This is a genomic window from Tersicoccus mangrovi (assembly GCF_036881825.1).
Classification (GTDB): domain Bacteria; phylum Actinomycetota; class Actinomycetes; order Actinomycetales; family Micrococcaceae; genus Tersicoccus; species Tersicoccus mangrovi.
The window spans coordinates 45,653-61,649 of record NZ_JBAJMW010000009.1; the positions used below are offsets into that span (position 1 = coordinate 45,653).

A 15,997-nucleotide genomic window follows, 5' to 3' on the forward strand; every position below is an offset into this window, starting at 1 on the left:
GGGACCCGGTGGCAGCCGCTAAGAGCATGACGCCCCATCCCGAGAACACCCCGCGTGTCACGGGACAGGGTCCGGCCGGCGCCGGGCAACACACCTCCCGACCGGAGCCGACCCACCCCCGGACACGTCGACGCCCCGGGGTCCCGCCACGCGCGGGACGCCGGGGCGTCGACGGAGAAGACGTCAGGCCCGGGGAGCGTCGGCCTCGACCGCGACCGCCTCGGCCTTGACCGCCTCGAGGGTGTCGCCATGACCGCCGAGCTGTTCGAGCTCGTGCGCCAGCTCCGCGAGCTCGGCGCCGCCGGCCATCTGGGCGGTCAGCTCGTCGAGGGTGATGTCCTTCTTGTCGTAGTAGCCGATGGACCGGCCCCGCTTGAGCAGGAGGAACCGGTCCCCCACCGGGAACGCGTGGTGGGGGTTGTGGGTGATGAAGATGACGCCCAGGCCCCGGTCCCTCGCCTGCAGGATGTACCGGAGCACGACGCCGGACTGCTTGACGCCGAGCGCCGCCGTCGGCTCGTCGAGGATCAGCACCTTCGCCCCGAAGTACACGGCCCGGGCGATGGCGACACACTGGCGTTCGCCGCCGGAGAGCTGGCCGATGGGCTGCTCGACGTCGCGCAGGTCGATGCCCATGTCCGCCAGTTCCTTCTTCGTGATCTGCTTCATCCGCTGGACGTCCATGCGGCGGAAGGGCCCGACGCCGGTCGTCAGCTCGGAGCCGAGGAAGAAGTTGCGCCAGATCGGCATCAGGGAGACGACGGCGAGGTCCTGGTAGACGGCGGCGATACCGGCGTCGAGCGCCGCGCGGGGGCTGGTCAGCTTCCGCGGCTCTCCCATGATCGAGAACGTGCCCTCGTCGTGCTGGTGCAGGCCCGCGATGATCTTGATCAGCGTGGACTTGCCGGCACCGTTGTCCCCGAGCACGCACGTGACCCGGCCGTTGTCGACCGCCATCGTCACGTCCCGCAGGGCGATGATGTTGCCGTAGTGCTTGCCCACCTGCTCGAGGCTGAGCAGGTGCACGGGCCGGTCGGTGAGCGGGTCGCTCTCGTTCTGCAGGAGGACCTCGTTGGTGATGTGGCGCCCGGCGTCTTCACGCTCGGGGTGCCGTGCGCTGGTGCTCATGCTCGCTCCGCCCGGTTCTTGACGATGAGGTTGACGATGGTGGCGAGCAGCAGCATCAGGCCGAGGAAGAACTTGAACCAGTCCGGGTTCCACTGCGCGTACACGATGCCCTTGTTGGCCATGCCGAAGATGAAGGCGCCGATCGCGCCGCCCACCGCCGAACCGTAGCCGCCGGTGAGCAGGCACCCGCCGATCACGGCCGCGATGATGTAGAGGAACTCGTTGCCCACGCCCTCGCCGGACTGCACGGCGTCGAAGGCGAACAGGTTGTGCATGCCGAGCAGCCACCCGCAGAACCCGACGGCCATGAAGAGGCCGATCTTCGTCCGGGTGACGGGGACGCCGACGGCGCGGGCGGCGCTGGCGTCCCCGCCGGCGGCGAAGATCCAGTTGCCCACCCGGGTGCGCAGCAGGATCCAGGACGCGATCAGCACGAGCACGATCCAGTAGAAGACGGTGATCTTCACGTCGACGCCGGCGATGGTCACCGAGGACGCGAAGATCGCCTTGGCACCGTCGAAGCCGTCCATCGACGCGATCGACGGGGAGGAGACCGCGCCGCCGATCGCCCGGGTCAGGGCGAGGTTCAGGCCGGTGAGCATGAGGAACGTGGCCAGGGTGACGATGAAGCTCGGCAGCTTCGTGCGCACGAGGATGAAGCCGTTGACGAAGCCGATGCCGAGCGAGACGACGAGCGCGAGCACGACGCCGATCCACACGTTGACCCCGAAGTTCCAGGAGAACAGGGACGCGGTCAGCGCGGAGGAGATGACGGCGACGCCGGCGGAGAGGTCGAACTCTCCCCCGATCATCAGCAGGGACACCCCGACGGCCATGATGCCGATCGTCGAGGAGCCGTAGAGCACCGTCGCGAACGCGTTCGGCTGCAGGAACGTGCTCGAGACGATGGAGAAGAAGATGAACAGGACGACGGCGCCCACGAGCGCGCCCACCTCGGGGCGGCCGAGGAGCTTCTGGAACGGGTTGCGCCGGCCGACCCGCTCGTCCGACGACGGAGCCGGAGTGGGCGTCGACGGCAGCGTTGCGGTTGCCATGGAGAACTCCTTGTCGGTCCGCAGGGACCGGTGCGGCCGCGCGACGAGCGCCGCGCGACCGTCACCGGGTCCTAGCGGACGCCTTCCTGGGCGTACTTGAGGACGGTCTCGGCGTTGGCCTTGTCGACGATGGTGGGGCCGGTCAGCACCGGCTGTCCACCGCCGATCTTGAAGCCGCCGCGCTTGTTCTGCCAGATCGCGTCGACGGACATGTAGCCCTGCAGCCACGGCTGCTGGTCGACGGTGAAGATGACCTTGCCGTCCACGATGTCCTTCGCGAGTTCGGCGTTCAGGTCGAAGCTGGCGACCTTCGCGGAGCTGCCCGCGTCGGCGACCGACTTGAGCAGGGTGATGGTGATGGGCGCCCCGAGGCCGATGATGACGTCGGCGTCCTTCGTGGCCTGCAGCTTCGCCGTCGCGGTCGACTGGACGGACGTCATGTCCTGGCCGTTGACGTAGAGGATCTCGGTGGCCGGCACCTTGGACTTGACGCCGGCGCACCGGTTCTCCAGACCCACGTGACCCTGCTGCTGGATGACGCACACCGGGTGCTTGAAGCCCTCCTGCGCCAGCTTCGTGCCGACGGCCTCACCGGCGAGCTTCTCGTTCGAGCCGAAGTGGGTGAAGGCGCCGAGCTTGGCGGACACGTCCTCCCCGGCGTTGAGGCTGACGACGGGGATGCCCGCGTCGCCGGCCTTCTTGACGACGTCCTTGAGGGCGTCCGGCGTCGCGAGGGTCACGGCGATGCCGTCGACCTTCTGGTCGATGGCCTGCTGGACGAGCTGGGCCTGGCGGCCGGCCTCGGGGTCGTTGAGGTACTGCAGGTCGACGTTGTCCTTCGCGGCGGCCTCCTCGGCTCCCTTCCGGACGATGTCCCAGAAGGTGTCGCCGGCAGCCGCGTGGGTGACGAGCGCGACCTTGATGCGCGGGGTCGTCGCGGCCTGCCCCCCGCTCGCGTTGCTGTCGGTCTGCTGGCGCCCGCCCGAGGAGCAGGCCGAGAGGGCGAGCACCGGTACGGCGAGCGCGACGACGGCGGCGCGGCGCCACGAGAATCTGGTCACGGGAGGTCTCCTTCGATGCTGGGGGCGGCCGGTACGGAAGGATTCGCCGATGCGGCCCGTGGCAGCATCCTGAGTGATCCAGATCACCCTGTCAATAGTTTGTCCACACATAAGCACTTTTGGTCGTCGCGATAACCCAGCGTCCGATCGGTTGCCGGCGTCGTTGCGACGCGGCAGGCCGACGCATCCGGCAGGATCGGCGTCATTGCGCGTCCTGATGCTACGATCGCGTCAGGATTCTTTGTCCTGTCAAGGCAACACGCGCATCGGGTCCAGCCCGATCGCCCGCTCCCAGGAGGGGTTCATGGCCACCAGCCTCAACATCCCCATCGATCGTTCCTCCCCCGTGCCGCTCTACCACCAGGTGGTGCAGGGCATCGAGGCGATGATCCACAGCGGCGCCCTGGAATCGGGTTCGAAGCTGGAGAACGAGATCGATCTCGCCGCCCAGCTCAACCTCTCCCGCCCGACCATGCGCAAGGCCATGGACGAGCTCGTCCGCGCCGGTCTGCTCGTGCGCAAGCGCGGCGTCGGCACGCAGGTCGTCTCCAGTCAGGTGCGTCGGCACCTGGAGCTGTCCAGCCTCTACGACGACCTCACCCAGAGCGGCCAGAAGCCCTCGACGCGGGTGCTCTCGTTCCGGCACGGGCCCGCCGAGGACGAGGCCGCCGAGAGCCTCGGGCTGCCCGCCGGCGTCGGCGTCTACCACTTCACCCGCCTGCGCAGCGTCGGGGACAAGCCCCTGGCCCTGATGGAGAACTGGGTGCGGGACGACGTCGCCGACATCACCGAGGAGGGGCTGCGCCAGCGCGGTCTCTACCAGGTCCTCCGCGACGCGGGCGTGAACATCCGGCTCGCGAACCAGCGGATCGGGGCGGCCGTGGCGGACGAGCGTCAGGCCGAGCTGTTGCACGCCACGGTGGGCTCGGCCGTCGTCACCATGGAACGCACCGCGGTCGACGACACGGGACGCAACGTCGAGACCGGCCGACACCTGTACCGGGCGGACTCCTACAGCTTCGAGATGACACTCGTCCAACGCTGAGTCCGCTTCCCGCCCGCACGGCAGCGGTCGACAGAGAGGAAACCGAATCCATGACGGAGTGGGTCCACCCGCACGGGACCGCGGTCGACGGCGACTGGGAGGTGTCCCTCGGGGCGCACGACAGCGCCGTCACCGTCGAGGGCTGGCAGTACACCGGCCTCAAGGTCGCCACCGTCGCTCCCGGGGGAAGCGTCACGCTGCCGGCCGTGGCCGAGGAACGCATCGTCGTCCCCCTGGCCGGCGCATTCGAGGCGACCGTCGACGGGCAGGCGTACCCGCTGCGCGGCCGGGAGTCCGTCTTCGCCGGCCCGAGCGACGTGCTCTACACCGGTACCGGAACCGCCGTGACGATCGGCAGCGTTGGTGGCGGCCGCGTCGCCGTCGCGCTCGCCCCCGCGAAGGACGCCTACCCCACCCGTCTGGTCCGCGCCGAGGAGACCCCGGTCGAGCTGCGCGGCGCCGGGACGTGCTCGCGTCAGGTGCACAACTTCGGCACGCCGGCCGCCCTGGAGGCGGACCGGTTCATCGTGTGCGAGGTGATCACCCCGGCGGGCAACTGGTCCTCGTGGCCGCCGCACAAGCACGACGAGGAGAAGGAGGGTGAGACCGCGCTCGAGGAGATCTACTACTTCGAGACCCGCCTCGCCCTCGACTCGCCCGCACCGCGGGATGCCGACGCCGGCAGTGACCCGCTCGGCTACGCCCGCGTCTACGCCTCCGACGATCGGCCCATCGACGTCGCCACCGAGGTCCGCACGGGGGACGTCGTGCTGGTCCCCTACGGCTGGCACGGACCCGCGATGGCCGCCCCCGGCTACGACCTGTACTACCTCAACGTCATGGCCGGCCCCGGCCGGGTGCGCGAGTGGCTGATCAGCGACGACCCCCACCACGGCTGGATCCGGTCCGTGTGGGAGCACGAGGACGTCGACGCGCGCCTGCCGTTCACGGGCTGAGGGCCGCGCGGGGACGCGGGAACATGACAAGGGCGGCTCACCGATCGGTGAGCCGCCCTCGTCGTCGTCCCGGATCAGGATCCGATCAGGACCCGGTCATCGTGGTGGCGTTGGGTCGGCCGGGCGCCCGGCCGGCCCGGGAGGCCGCCGCCTCGACCCGCTCCCGGATCGTGGCCAGCTGGTAGCGGGACACCTCGTGGGCGATCTCGTTCTCGGCGAAGACGGAGGAGGCCATCACGGTGTCCTCCCGGTCGAGGAAGCCGATCTCGGCCAGGCCGCCGAAGAACTCGTCCCAGTCCACGTCGCCGTCGCCGACCTTGAGGTGCTGGTGGACGCGCACCGAGTTGCCCGGCGGGTTGGTGATGTAGCGCAGGCCATGGGAGGCGTGGTGGTCCATCGTGTCCGAGACGTGCACGACGCGCAGCCGCTCCCCCGCCGAGCGCATGATGTCGAGCGGCTCGTCCCGCATGTGGAACGTGTGGGAGGCGACGTAGACCATGCCGACGTTCGGGGAGTTCAGGCCCCGGATCAGACGCAGGGCAGCCAGACCCTCCTCGACGAAGTCGTCGGGGTGCGGGTCGATCGCCACGTGCACGCCCTCCCGTTCGAGGATCGGCAGCAGCTCCTCCATCGACCGGAAGAAGCAGGCCTCGGACTCCTCGGGCAGCTCGGGCCGGCCCGAGAACTCCGTGTTCATCTGCGTCGCCCCGAGGTCCACGGTGATCTGGATGGCCCGCTTCCAGGAGCGGACGGCGGCCTCGCGCAGCCGCTCGTCGGGCCCGGACCAGCGCAGCACCGGCAGCACGGAGGCGACCCCGACGCCGGCGTCGTCGCACGCCGCCTTCAGCCGGCGCACCAGGTCGTCATCGGCGCGCGGGTGGCTGAAGAACGGGATCAGGTCCCGGTGCGGGGTCAGCTGCAGGTACGCGAACCCGAGGTCCGCCGCGAGCGCGGGGAACTCGAGCAGATCGTGCGTGCTGTGGAACGGGGTGGGGTCCAGGGCGATCTTCACGCCGCACCCACCCGGTCGTGACCGGAGCCCGCGTACAGGGCCGGCTTCTCGTTCAGCGTCACCGTGACCTTCTCCCCGCTGCCCTGGGCGGCGACGCCGGCCTCGCAGCAGGCGGCGGTCGCGTAGCCGTCCCACGCGGACGGACCGCCGATCTCACCGCGACGCGCGGCGTCGACCCAGGCCTGGACCTCGAGGTCGTAGGCCGCGCCGAAGCGCTCGACGAAGCTGGGCGTGATGCTGCCGCCCCAGCGGCCCGCGCGGCGCACGTAGGGTCCGGTGTCCCGGCCGATGTCGACGATGCCGTCCTCGAACGCGGCCTCGGTCGCCACCTCGTAGCCGAACTGGGCGTTGACGAAGATCTCGACGTCGGCGAGCACCCCCGAGGCGGTCTCGATCAGCACGTGCTGCGGGTCGTGCTGCCCGCTCGGCGCCTTCGCCGAGGCCTTCCCGAGCCGCACGGCGACGGAGGTGATCTCCTCGCCGGTGAGGTACCGGACGACGTCGAACTCGTGCACCACGGAGTCGTTGATCAGCATCTCGTTGGTGAAGCCGGGCGGGGTGTCCGGGTTGCGGTGCCGGCAGTGCAGCATCAGCAGCTCGCCGAGGTCGCCGGAGCGGATGGTCTGCCCGAGCGCCGCGTACTCGGCGTCGTACCGGCGCATGAAGCCGACCTGGATGCGCTGCCGGCCGAGCGCCACCTCCGCCTCGACGACCCGCCACGCGGACGCGACGTCGGGCGTGAGCGGCTTCTCGCACAGGATGGGCAGGTCCTGGCCCAGGGCCTCCAGCAGCGCCTCCTCGTGGAGGAAGCCCGGGGTGGCCAGCAGGACGGCGTCGACGCCGGCCGCGTAGGCCTCGGCCGGGGTGGCGAAGGCGCGGGCGCCGGGGATGTCGGCGACGGCGGCGGTGGCACGGTCGAGGTCGACGTCGACGACGGCGGCGACCTCGGCTCCGTGGGTGCGGGTGTGGAGGCGGTGGATGTGGTCGGCGCCCATCCGGCCGGCGCCGATCACGGCGACGCGGAGGTCGCGGGTCGTGCTGTCAGGGGTACGCGTGTCGGTCATGGCGTGTCCTTCCGGTCAGACGCGGGTGCGGGAGCCGCACGAGAGCAGGTACTGGCGGGTGCGGGTGGCGATGGGCAGGGGGACGTCGAAGGCGACCGGGTACATGTCCTGTTCGACGATGCCGAAGATCGGCCGGTCGAGGGCCTCGACGGCCTCGATCACCTCGCGCAGGTCCGGCAGGCCGCTGGGCGGCTCCGCCATGACACCCGCGGTGTTCGCGGCGGCCCACGTGAGGTTCTGCTCGCGCACCCGGGCGAGGACGTCCGGATTCACCTGCTTCAGGTGCAGGTAGCCGATCCGGTCCGGATGCGAGCGGATCAGCTCGACGCTGCTCGCACCCCCGTACTCGGCGTGGCCGGTGTCCAGGCACAGGCTCAGCAGCGCCGGGTCGGTGTTGCCGAGCAGGCGCACGATGTCGTCCTGGGTGAGCACGTGGGAGTCGGCGTGGGAGTGGAACTGCTGCCGCAGGCCGAACTGCTCGGCCAGCCGGCGGCCCAACTCGTCGTGACCCCGGTAGAGGGAGTCGAGCTGCTCGGGCGTGAGCACCTCGTTCTCGACGGCTTCCCCGGTCACGTCGTCGCGCCACATGGCGGGGATGACGACGATGTGCTCGCCACCCACCGCCGCGGTCAGCTCCGCGACCCGGCGGGCCGGCTCCCACGCCTCCTCGAATGCTGCGTCCCCCGGACGCCCACCCCGGTGGAACGCCGTGAACACGGTGCCCGCGGACACCTGCAGGTCGCGGGCGGCGAGCTCGTCGGCGAGCCGGGCAGGGTCGGTCGGCAGATAGCCGTACGGCCCGAGCTCGATCCACCGGTAGCCGGCCTCGGCCGCCTCGTCGAGGAAGCGCTGCCAGGGGGTCTGCTGCGGGTCGTCGGGGAACCACACGCCCCACGAGTTGGGGGCGGTGCCGATCGTCAGGAGGGAGTTGCCGGTGTCGGTCATCGGAGGCCTTTCGCGTCGAGCGACGGTGCTCGGTCGAGGAGGAGGGACGGGCTCAGTTGGACGGGAAGTGGAACGACGCGTCCGAGGCGTGGGTCGGCTGCGGCCAGCGCTGGGTGACGACCTTGCCGCGGGTGTAGAAGGACACGCCCTCCTCGCCGTAGATGTGCTTGTCGCCGAACAGCGAGTTCTTCCACCCGCCGAAGGAGTGGTAGGCGACCGGCACAGGGATCGGCACGTTGACGCCGATCATGCCGACGTTCACGCCGCGGTGGAACGCGCGGGCGTTGGCGCCGGAGGAGGTGAAGATCGCGGTGCCGTTGCCGTAGGGGTTGGCGTTGATGAGCTCGATCGCCTCCTCGACGGTCTCGACCCGGACCACGGAGAGCACGGGTCCGAAGATCTCCTCGGTGTAGGCGTCCATGTCGGTGAGGACCTTGTCGACGACGGTCGGGCCGAACCAGAAGCCGTTCTCCTTGCCCGGGACGGTGAAGCCGCGCCCGTCGACGACGACGTCGGCGCCGGCGTCCGCGGCGCTGCCGACGATGCCGGCCATCCGCTGCCGGGCGGCGTCGGTGATCACGGGGCCCATCTCGGCGTCGGGCTCGGTGCCCTCGGCGACCTTGACGGCCTCGGCGCGCTCGGCGACCTTGCCCACGAGGTCGTCGGCCACGGGGCCGACGGCGACGGCGACGGAGATCGCCATGCACCGCTCCCCCGCCGAGCCGAAGGCGGCGGCGGTCAGGTGGTCCGCGGCGTGGTCGAGGTCGGCGTCGGGCAGCACGATGGCGTGGTTCTTCGCGCCGCCGAGGGCCTGCACGCGCTTGCCGTGCGCGGTCGCGGTGTCGTGGACGTGCCGGGCGATCGGGGTGGAGCCGACGAAGGAGATGCCGTCGATGTCGGGGTGGGTGAGGAGGCCGTCGACGGTCTCCTTGTCCCCGTGGAGGACCTGGAAGACGCCGTCGGGCAGGCCGGCCTGCTTCCAGAGCTTCGCCAGCAGCAGCGACGGCGAGGGGTCCCGCTCGCTGGGCTTGAGGATGAACGTGTTGCCGGTCGCGATCGCGACGGGTGCCATCCACAGCGGCACCATGACGGGGAAGTTGAACGGGGTGATGCCGGCGACGACACCGAGGGGCTGCCGATAGGAGAAGACGTCGACGCCGGTGGACGCCTGGTCCGAGTAGGCGCCCTTGAGCAGCTGCGGGATGCCGCAGGCGAACTCGACGACCTCGAGGCCACGGCTGATCTCGCCCTTCGCGTCGCCGAGGACCTTGCCGTGCTCGGCGGTGATGAGGGCGGCCAGCTCGTCGATGTGGGAGGCGACGAGCTCACGGAAGGCGAAGAGGACGGCGGTGCGCTTGGCCAGGGACGTGTCGCCCCAGGTGCGGGCGGCCTCCTTCGCGTTGGCGACGGCGGTCTGCAGGTCGGTGGCGTCGGCCAGGCGCAGCTCGCCGGTCTGCTCGCCGGTGGCCGGGTTGAAGACGGGCTGCGTGCGGGTGCCGGAGCCGGGGGTCTCGGCGCCGCCGAGGAAGTGCGGGATGGTGGTGACGCCGGTGGCGGTGGTGCTCATGGGTCGGTCGCTCCTGTTCGATCAGGGTGTGGTTTCGAAGGATCTGGTCAGCCCAGCAGGGGCCGCTGGTGGGCCTTGTGCTGGTCGTACGTGCGGCGGGCTTCCTGGGTGGAGTCCAACTCGGCCACGGCGGAGACGGGCACGTCCCACCACGACTCCGAGCTCGGGGCGTCGATCAGCGGGTCGGACTCGATGTGGATGACGATCGGGCCGGAGCCCTCCGGCTCGGCGCGCGCCTTGCCGATCGCGGCCTCGAGGTCGGCGATCGCGTCGGGGCCCGGTGCGATCCGGTGGACGGTCGCGCCGAGGCTCTCCGCGTTGGTCGCCAGGTCGATCGGCAGCGTCTCGCCGTCGTCGAAGCTGTGCGCCTGCGGGTCGAGGACCCGGTAGCGGGTGCCGAACCGCTGCGAGCCGAGGGACTCGGAGAGTGCACCGATCGAGGCGTACCCGTGGTTCTGGATGAGCACGACGATGAGCTTGATGCCCTCGGCGACGGCGGTGACCAGTTCGGTGTGCATCATCAGGTAGGAGCCGTCGCCGACCATGACGACGACGTCACGGTCCGCCTCGCCGCGGGCCGACGCGGCGAGCACGGCCCGCTTGACGCCCAGGCCCCCGGCGATCTCGTAGCCCATGCACGAGAACGCGTACTCCACGTGGTAGCCCCACGGGTCGGACACGCGCCACATCTTGTGCAGGTCCCCGGGCAGGGAACCGGCGGCGCAGATCACGACGTCGCGGGGGTCCATGGCCCGGTTGGTCGCCCCGATGATGGCGTTCTGGCTGGGCAGCGGCTCGTACCGCTCCGCGAACGCGTCGTCGACGATGCCGTCCCAGCGCTGCTTCTCCGCGGTGACCGCCCGGTCCAGGTCGGCGTCGACCCGGTGCCGGCCGAGCGCCTCGGTCAGCGCGATCAGCGCCTTGCGGGCGTCGGCGACGATCGGCAGCGACGTGCCGTGCTTGTAGGCGTCCAGCGCCGCGACGTTGATGTTGACGAACCGCACGTCCGGGTTGGCGAAGGCGGTGCGGGACGCCGTCGTGAAGTCCTCGTAGCGGGTGCCGATGCCGATGATCAGGTCCGCCTCGGCGGCGAGGGCGTTCGCGGCCGTCGTGCCCGTCGAGCCGATCGCGCCGACGGCCTGCGGCGCGTCCCACGGCAGGACGCCGACGCCGGCCTGCGTCCAGGCCACGGGGATGCCGGTGGTGGCGGCGAGGCCCGCGAGCGCGTCCTGCGCGAAGGCGTAGAGGACTCCCCCGCCGGCCACGATGAGCGGCCGGCGGGCGCCGCGGATCAGCTCGGCGGCGCGGGCGATGTCCTCGGCCTCGGGCTCGGGGCGGCGGATCCGCCACTCGCGCTCGGCGAGGAACTCCTCGGGCACGTCGATCGCCTCGGCCTGCACGTCCTGCGGCAGGGCGATGGTCACGGCGCCGGTCTCGGCCGGGTCGGTGAGCACCCGCAGGCCGCTCAGCAGTGCCGAGGCGAGCTGCTCGGGGCGGCTGACCCGGTCGAAGTACTTCGAGACGGGCCGGAACGCGTCGTTGACGGTGATGTCGTAGCCGTACGGCTGCTCGATCTGCTGCAGCACCGGGTCCGCGGCGCGGGTGGCGAACGTGTCGCTGGGCAGCAGCAGCACGGGCAGCCGGTTGGCGGTCGCGAGCGCGGCGCCGGTGAGGAGGTTGGTCGAGCCGGGCCCGATCGACGTCGTGACCGCCCACGTCTGGCGGCGCCGGGTGTGCCGCGCGTAGCCGACCGCCTGGTGGGCCTGCGCCTGCTCGTTGCGGCCCTGGTGGTAGGGCATCAGCTCCGGCTCGAGCACCTGGGCCTGCTTGAGGGCCTGTCCGACACCGGCGACGTTGCCGTGCCCGAAGATGCCGAACATGCCCGGGATCAGCCGCTCCCGGTACGTCGTGTCGCCGATGCGGTCGACGGTGTACTGGTGGCCGAGGAACGCGACCAGCGCCTGCGCGACGGTCATCCTGCGGGTGTTCACGGCGTGGCCTCCTGGGGGGTGCGGGACGTGGGATCGGCATGGTTCTCGCTGTCGTGCGTGCTGTCGTGGGCACCGTCACGAGCGCCGTCGTGCGCGCCGCGCAGCAGTGACGCGGCGGCGGCCACGGAACCGGCGACATCGCCGTCGGCCGGGTAGAGCAGGGTGCGGCCGACGGTCAGCCCCTGGACGCCGGGCAGTGCCAGGGCGCGTCCCCACGAGGCGAACACCTCGTCCTGATGGCCGGCGGGGTCGCCGCCGAGCAGCACGGTCGGCATCGTCGTCGCCGCCATGACGCGGTCCATCTCGTCGACGACGGGCAGCTTCATCCACGTCCAGGCGCTCGTGGAGCCGAGGCCCTCGGCGATCGCGACGGACTTGATGACGGCGTCGGCGGACAGGTCATTGCGCACGCGCCCGTCCACCCAGCGGGACAGGAACGGCTCGACCATGGCGATCAGGCCGCGCTCGGCGAGGGCGTCGATCACCCGTGCGGTGTTCTCGAGGACGGCCGGCGTGGCCGGGTCCTCCAGGCAGATGCGGGTCAGCATCTTCCCGCCGTCGGCGCCGAGTGCCTGCAGCGCCGCGGCGGTGTGGCCGGTGAACCGGTCGTCGAACTCGTTGACCAGTCCGGCGAGGCCGCCGCGGTTCATCGAGCCGAAGAGCAGCTTGCCGTCGAGGGCGCCGAGCAGGAGCAGGTCGTCCATGATGTCGGCGGTCGCGAGCACGCCGTCGACGGCGGGGTTGGCGAGGGCGAGCTGCAGGCGGTCGAGCAGCTCGCGCCGGTCGGCCATCGCGTCCATCCGGCCCTGAGCGGCGAGGGCGCCGCGGGCAGGGTGGTCCGCGGCCACGATGAAGTTCTGCTCGCCCAGGCGCGGCCCCGCGTGGGGCCGCCGCTCCCGGGCGGCACGCGTGATCGCACCGGGGTCCTCGAGGCGGATCCGGGTGAGGTGCTCGTAGCGGCGGGGGTCGTCGTCGACGCCGATGGCCGGGACCGCGGCGCTCATCGGGCCACCGCATCCGGGACGAGGCGGCCACGCTCGGCCAGCAGGACGGTGACCTCGTCGGGCGTCGGCATCGCGTCCGAGCAGGAGAGGCGGGAGGCGACGATCGCCCCTGCGGCGTTGGCGAAGTCGAGCACCTGCGCGAGCGGCCAGCCGGCGAGCAGGCCGTGGCAGAAGGCCCCGCCGAAGGCGTCCCCGGCGCCGAGACCGTTGAGCGTCTGGACGGGTACGGGGGCCGAGACGACGCGTTCGTTCCGGGTCTTTGCCATCACCCCCTCGGGGCCGAGCTTGACGACGGCGATCTCGACGCCGGCCTCGAGCAGCCGGTCCGCCTGCTCGTCCGGCGTGCCGTGACCGACGGCGACGGCGCACTCCTGCTCGTTGCCGATCGCGACGGTGACGTGCGGCAGGATGGTCGCCACCTGGGCGCGTGCGTCCTCCTCCGAGTCCCAGAACATCGGCCGGTAGTCCAGGTCGAGGACGGTGAAGGCGCCGGCGGGAAGTCCGTCCCGCGGCCGGGCCTCGTGGGCGGCGACGTGCGCGCTGCGGCTGGGCTCCTGGCACAGCCCGGTGACGGTCGACCAGAAGATCCGCGCGTCGCGCACCGAATCCAGGTCCAGGTCCGCCGCGTCGAGCTGCAGGTCCGGCGCGGTCGGGAACCGGCCGTAGAAGTAGAGCGGGAAGTCGTCCGGCGGGGTGATGGAGCAGAAGGTGGCCGGCGTCTGCAACCCCTCGACCGGGGTGACGAAGCGGTCGTCGACGCCGTAGCGGACCAGCTCCCGGTGCAGGTACTCACCGAAGGGGTCGGCGCCCGTGCGGGTGATGAGGGCGGTCGAGCGGCCGTGCCGGGCGGCGGCCACGGCGACGTTGGCCGGCGAGCCCCCGAGGTACTTGCCGAAGCGGGTCACGTCGGCCAGGCCGACGCCGATGTCGTCGGGGTAGATGTCGACGCTGATGCGTCCCATGGTCAGTACGTCGAGGGTCACGGTGGTGCGCCTTTCCTCATCGATCAGCACGACGGCCGGGTGTGGCATGCGCCACAGTCCCACTCTGCCGTCGTTTGTATGTCCTGTCAAACTGTCGGTTCGGGTGTGACGCCGGGGACCCGGAGCTCCCCCGTCGCGTACTGGGCACGCCCGAAGCCGAAGGACCAGTCCGACGGCCCGTTCTCGACGTAGCCGATGAAGACGTCCTCGCCCGCCACGCCCACGTCGGCGAGCCGGGCGGCGATGCCGGCGAAGAGGTCGTGCCGCGCCCGCTCGGTCCGGCCCGCCTGCGTGAAGATCTGGATCATCACGACGTCCGCCGACCGGTCGAAGCCGAGGCCGGCGTCCTGCGCGACGATCTGCCCCGGGGCGTGCTCGGTGAGGACGTGGAAGTAGTCGCGCGGCGGAATGCCGTAGCCGTCGACGATCGCGTCGTGGACGGCACGACTGAGGGCGGCCAGGTGCTCGGGACTGCGACCGGTGTTGACGTCGATGCGCACGAGTGGCATCCGGAACTCCTCGACTCATTTGTCAGAACAAAGAGAACCGTATCCCGCGACCGCCAGGGACGGCAAGTATATGTCCTGACAAAGTTTCGTTCGTCGATGCCGGGGGTGGGCCACCGGGCACACGGGAACGGCGGGGCCCCCGGAGGTGCCCCGCCGTCGTCCACGAGCCGTGGACCGGCCGGCCTCACCAGCGCGCTGCGCCCACCGGCGCCCCGCCTCGTCAGCGCGTGGCGCCCAGCGCCGCGCCGACCCGGTAGCGGCTGCCGCGGTGCGCGTCCGGCAGCCGGTCGCCGCGGCCGAACAGCTTGTGCCGGAGGGTGCCGGGCTCGTACTCCGTCGGGTAGGCACCGAGGGCCTGCAGCTGCGGGACGACGAACTCGACGACGTCCTCGAACGTGCCCGGCGTGATCGCATAGGCGAGGTTGAAGCCGTCGACGTCGGTCTCGTCCACCCAGTCGATCAGCTCCGCGGCGACGTCCTCGCCCGAGCCGACGACCACCGGGCCGAAGCCGCCGACGCCCACCCACTCCGCGAGCTGCCGGACGGTCCAGGGCGCGCCCGTGTCGCCGGAGGCCTGCTGGAACGTGGCGACCGCGGACTGGATGGCGTTGGACTGCACGTCGGTGCCGATCACGTCGTCGGGGTCGTAGGCGGACAGGTCCACGCCCATCCACCCGGAGATGAGCGCGAGCGCGCCCTCGACGTCGGTGTACGACCGGTACTCCGCGTACTTGGCCCGTGCCGTCGCGTCGTCCGGGCCGGTGACCACGGTGAGCATGGCGTAGATCCGCACGTCGCTCCGGTCCCGCCCGGCGGCCTCCACCGCATCGCGGATCCGGGCGATGGTCGCGGTGAGCTGCTCCCGGGTGGGGGCGGCGACGAACACGGCCTCGGCGTGCTCCGCCGCGAACCGGGTGCCGCGGGGCGACGCGCCGGCCTGGAAGATCACCGGCGTGCGCTGCGGACTCGGCTCGGTCAGGGCGATGCCGGGCACCGAGAAGTACCTGCCCTCGTGGCCGATCTCGTGCACCTTCGCCGGGTCGGTGAAGACGCCCCGCTCGGTGTCGCGGACGACGGCGTCGTCCTCCCACGAGCCCTCGAGCAGCTTGTAGATCACCTCGAGGTACTCGTCGGCGTGCTCGTAGCGCTCGTCGTGCTCGCGCTGGTCCGTCTGGCCCATGTTGCGGGCGGCCGAGGGCAGGTAGCCGGTGACGACGTTCCAGCCGACCCGGCCCTCCGTGAGGTGGTCGAGCGTCGCCAGCCGGCGGGAGAACGGGTACGGGTGCTCGTACGCGGTGCCGGCGGTGACGCCGAAGCCGAGGTGCTCGGTCACGGCGGCCATGGCGGAGACGAGCAGGAACGGGTCGTTGACCGGGACCTGCGTGCCTGCCCGCAGGGTCGCCTCGTTCGAGCCGCCGTAGACGTCGTAGGTGCCGAGCACGTCGGCGATGAAGAGGCCGTCGAAGAGGCCCTTCTCCAGGACCTGGGCCAAGTGCGTCCAGTAGCGCAGGGACGCGTAGTCGGTGGAGCGGTCCTGCGGGTGGCGCCACAGGCCGGGTGACTGGTGTCCGACGCAGTTCATGTCGAAGGCGTTGAAGCGGACGTGGCGGCGGGGTTCGGGGCTCATGCGTTCTCCTGGGGTCGGCAGGCGGTCTGGCGGGCGGTCGGGGCGGGCAC

General features: G+C 71.3%; 14 protein-coding genes. 2 read left to right on the forward strand and 12 right to left on the reverse strand.

Features of this window, described 5'->3' with window-relative positions; translation table 11 throughout:
• Positions 1-183: 183 nt before the first annotated feature.
• The 3 genes from V6N00_RS15520 to V6N00_RS15530 all read right to left on the reverse strand — a co-directional run bounded on the left by V6N00_RS15520 (position 184) and on the right by V6N00_RS15530 (position 3,244).
• Positions 184-1,128 (reverse strand): ATP-binding cassette domain-containing protein, encoded by a 945-nt coding sequence (locus V6N00_RS15520; RefSeq protein WP_334233739.1) that lies wholly within the window; start codon positions 1,126-1,128, stop codon positions 184-186.
• A complete protein-coding gene (locus tag V6N00_RS15525) occupies positions 1,125-2,183 on the reverse strand; it encodes an ABC transporter permease (RefSeq protein WP_334233741.1) in 1,059 nt (352 codons plus the stop codon). Before V6N00_RS15525 ends, V6N00_RS15520 begins: the two co-directional genes overlap by 4 nt.
• A 71-nt stretch (positions 2,184-2,254) precedes the next feature.
• Positions 2,255-3,244, reverse strand: a complete 990-nt coding sequence (locus tag V6N00_RS15530) for a substrate-binding domain-containing protein (RefSeq protein WP_334233743.1) — start codon at positions 3,242-3,244, stop codon at positions 2,255-2,257.
• A 304-nt stretch (positions 3,245-3,548) separates the two neighbouring features.
• On the opposite strand from V6N00_RS15530, the gene V6N00_RS15535 reads away from it, so the two are divergent.
• Together V6N00_RS15535 and iolB are read left to right on the forward strand one after the other, a co-directional pair.
• Entirely contained in the window at positions 3,549-4,289 is a 741-nt protein-coding gene (locus tag V6N00_RS15535; RefSeq protein ID WP_334233744.1) for a GntR family transcriptional regulator, read from the forward strand.
• A gap of 50 nt (positions 4,290-4,339) precedes the next feature.
• On the forward strand, positions 4,340-5,245 hold the full coding sequence (gene iolB, locus V6N00_RS15540; RefSeq protein ID WP_334233746.1) for a 5-deoxy-glucuronate isomerase: 906 nt from the start codon (positions 4,340-4,342) through the stop codon (positions 5,243-5,245).
• Positions 5,246-5,330: 85 nt separating this feature from the next.
• Here iolB and V6N00_RS15545 read toward each other — a convergent pair whose 3' ends face one another.
• The 9 genes from V6N00_RS15545 to V6N00_RS15585 all read right to left on the reverse strand — a co-directional run bounded on the left by V6N00_RS15545 (position 5,331) and on the right by V6N00_RS15585 (position 15,947).
• Positions 5,331-6,257: a sugar phosphate isomerase/epimerase family protein gene (locus V6N00_RS15545; RefSeq protein WP_334233747.1), complete on the reverse strand. Its 927-nt coding sequence runs from the start codon at positions 6,255-6,257 to the stop codon at positions 5,331-5,333.
• Positions 6,254-7,321: a Gfo/Idh/MocA family protein gene (locus tag V6N00_RS15550; RefSeq protein ID WP_334233749.1), complete on the reverse strand. Its 1,068-nt coding sequence runs from the start codon at positions 7,319-7,321 to the stop codon at positions 6,254-6,256. The genes V6N00_RS15545 and V6N00_RS15550 overlap by 4 nt, the downstream gene beginning before the upstream one ends.
• 15 nt (positions 7,322-7,336) lie before the next feature.
• Positions 7,337-8,266 carry a sugar phosphate isomerase/epimerase family protein gene (locus tag V6N00_RS15555; RefSeq protein ID WP_334233751.1) on the reverse strand — a complete coding sequence of 310 codons (930 nt, stop codon included), beginning with the start codon at positions 8,264-8,266 and terminating at the stop codon, positions 7,337-7,339.
• A gap of 52 nt (positions 8,267-8,318) precedes the next feature.
• A complete protein-coding gene (locus V6N00_RS15560) occupies positions 8,319-9,833 on the reverse strand; it encodes a CoA-acylating methylmalonate-semialdehyde dehydrogenase (protein WP_334233753.1) in 1,515 nt (504 codons plus the stop codon).
• A 47-nt stretch (positions 9,834-9,880) separates the two neighbouring features.
• Positions 9,881-11,809, reverse strand: coding sequence for a 3D-(3,5/4)-trihydroxycyclohexane-1,2-dione acylhydrolase (decyclizing) (gene iolD, locus V6N00_RS15565; RefSeq protein ID WP_334233882.1), 1,929 nt, complete (start codon positions 11,807-11,809; stop codon positions 9,881-9,883).
• An 11-nt stretch (positions 11,810-11,820) separates the two neighbouring features.
• Positions 11,821-12,828 (reverse strand): Cgl0159 family (beta/alpha)8-fold protein, encoded by a 1,008-nt coding sequence (locus V6N00_RS15570; RefSeq protein WP_334233755.1) that lies wholly within the window; start codon positions 12,826-12,828, stop codon positions 11,821-11,823.
• Positions 12,825-13,811, reverse strand: coding sequence for a 5-dehydro-2-deoxygluconokinase (gene iolC / locus V6N00_RS15575; protein ID WP_334233884.1), 987 nt, complete (start codon positions 13,809-13,811; stop codon positions 12,825-12,827). The genes V6N00_RS15570 and iolC overlap by 4 nt, the downstream gene beginning before the upstream one ends.
• An 86-nt stretch (positions 13,812-13,897) precedes the next feature.
• Positions 13,898-14,320: a tautomerase family protein gene (locus tag V6N00_RS15580; RefSeq protein ID WP_334233757.1), complete on the reverse strand. Its 423-nt coding sequence runs from the start codon at positions 14,318-14,320 to the stop codon at positions 13,898-13,900.
• Between the two features lie 220 nt (positions 14,321-14,540).
• Positions 14,541-15,947, reverse strand: a complete 1,407-nt coding sequence (locus tag V6N00_RS15585; protein ID WP_334233759.1) for an LLM class flavin-dependent oxidoreductase — start codon at positions 15,945-15,947, stop codon at positions 14,541-14,543.
• Positions 15,948-15,997: the final 50 nt, after the last annotated feature.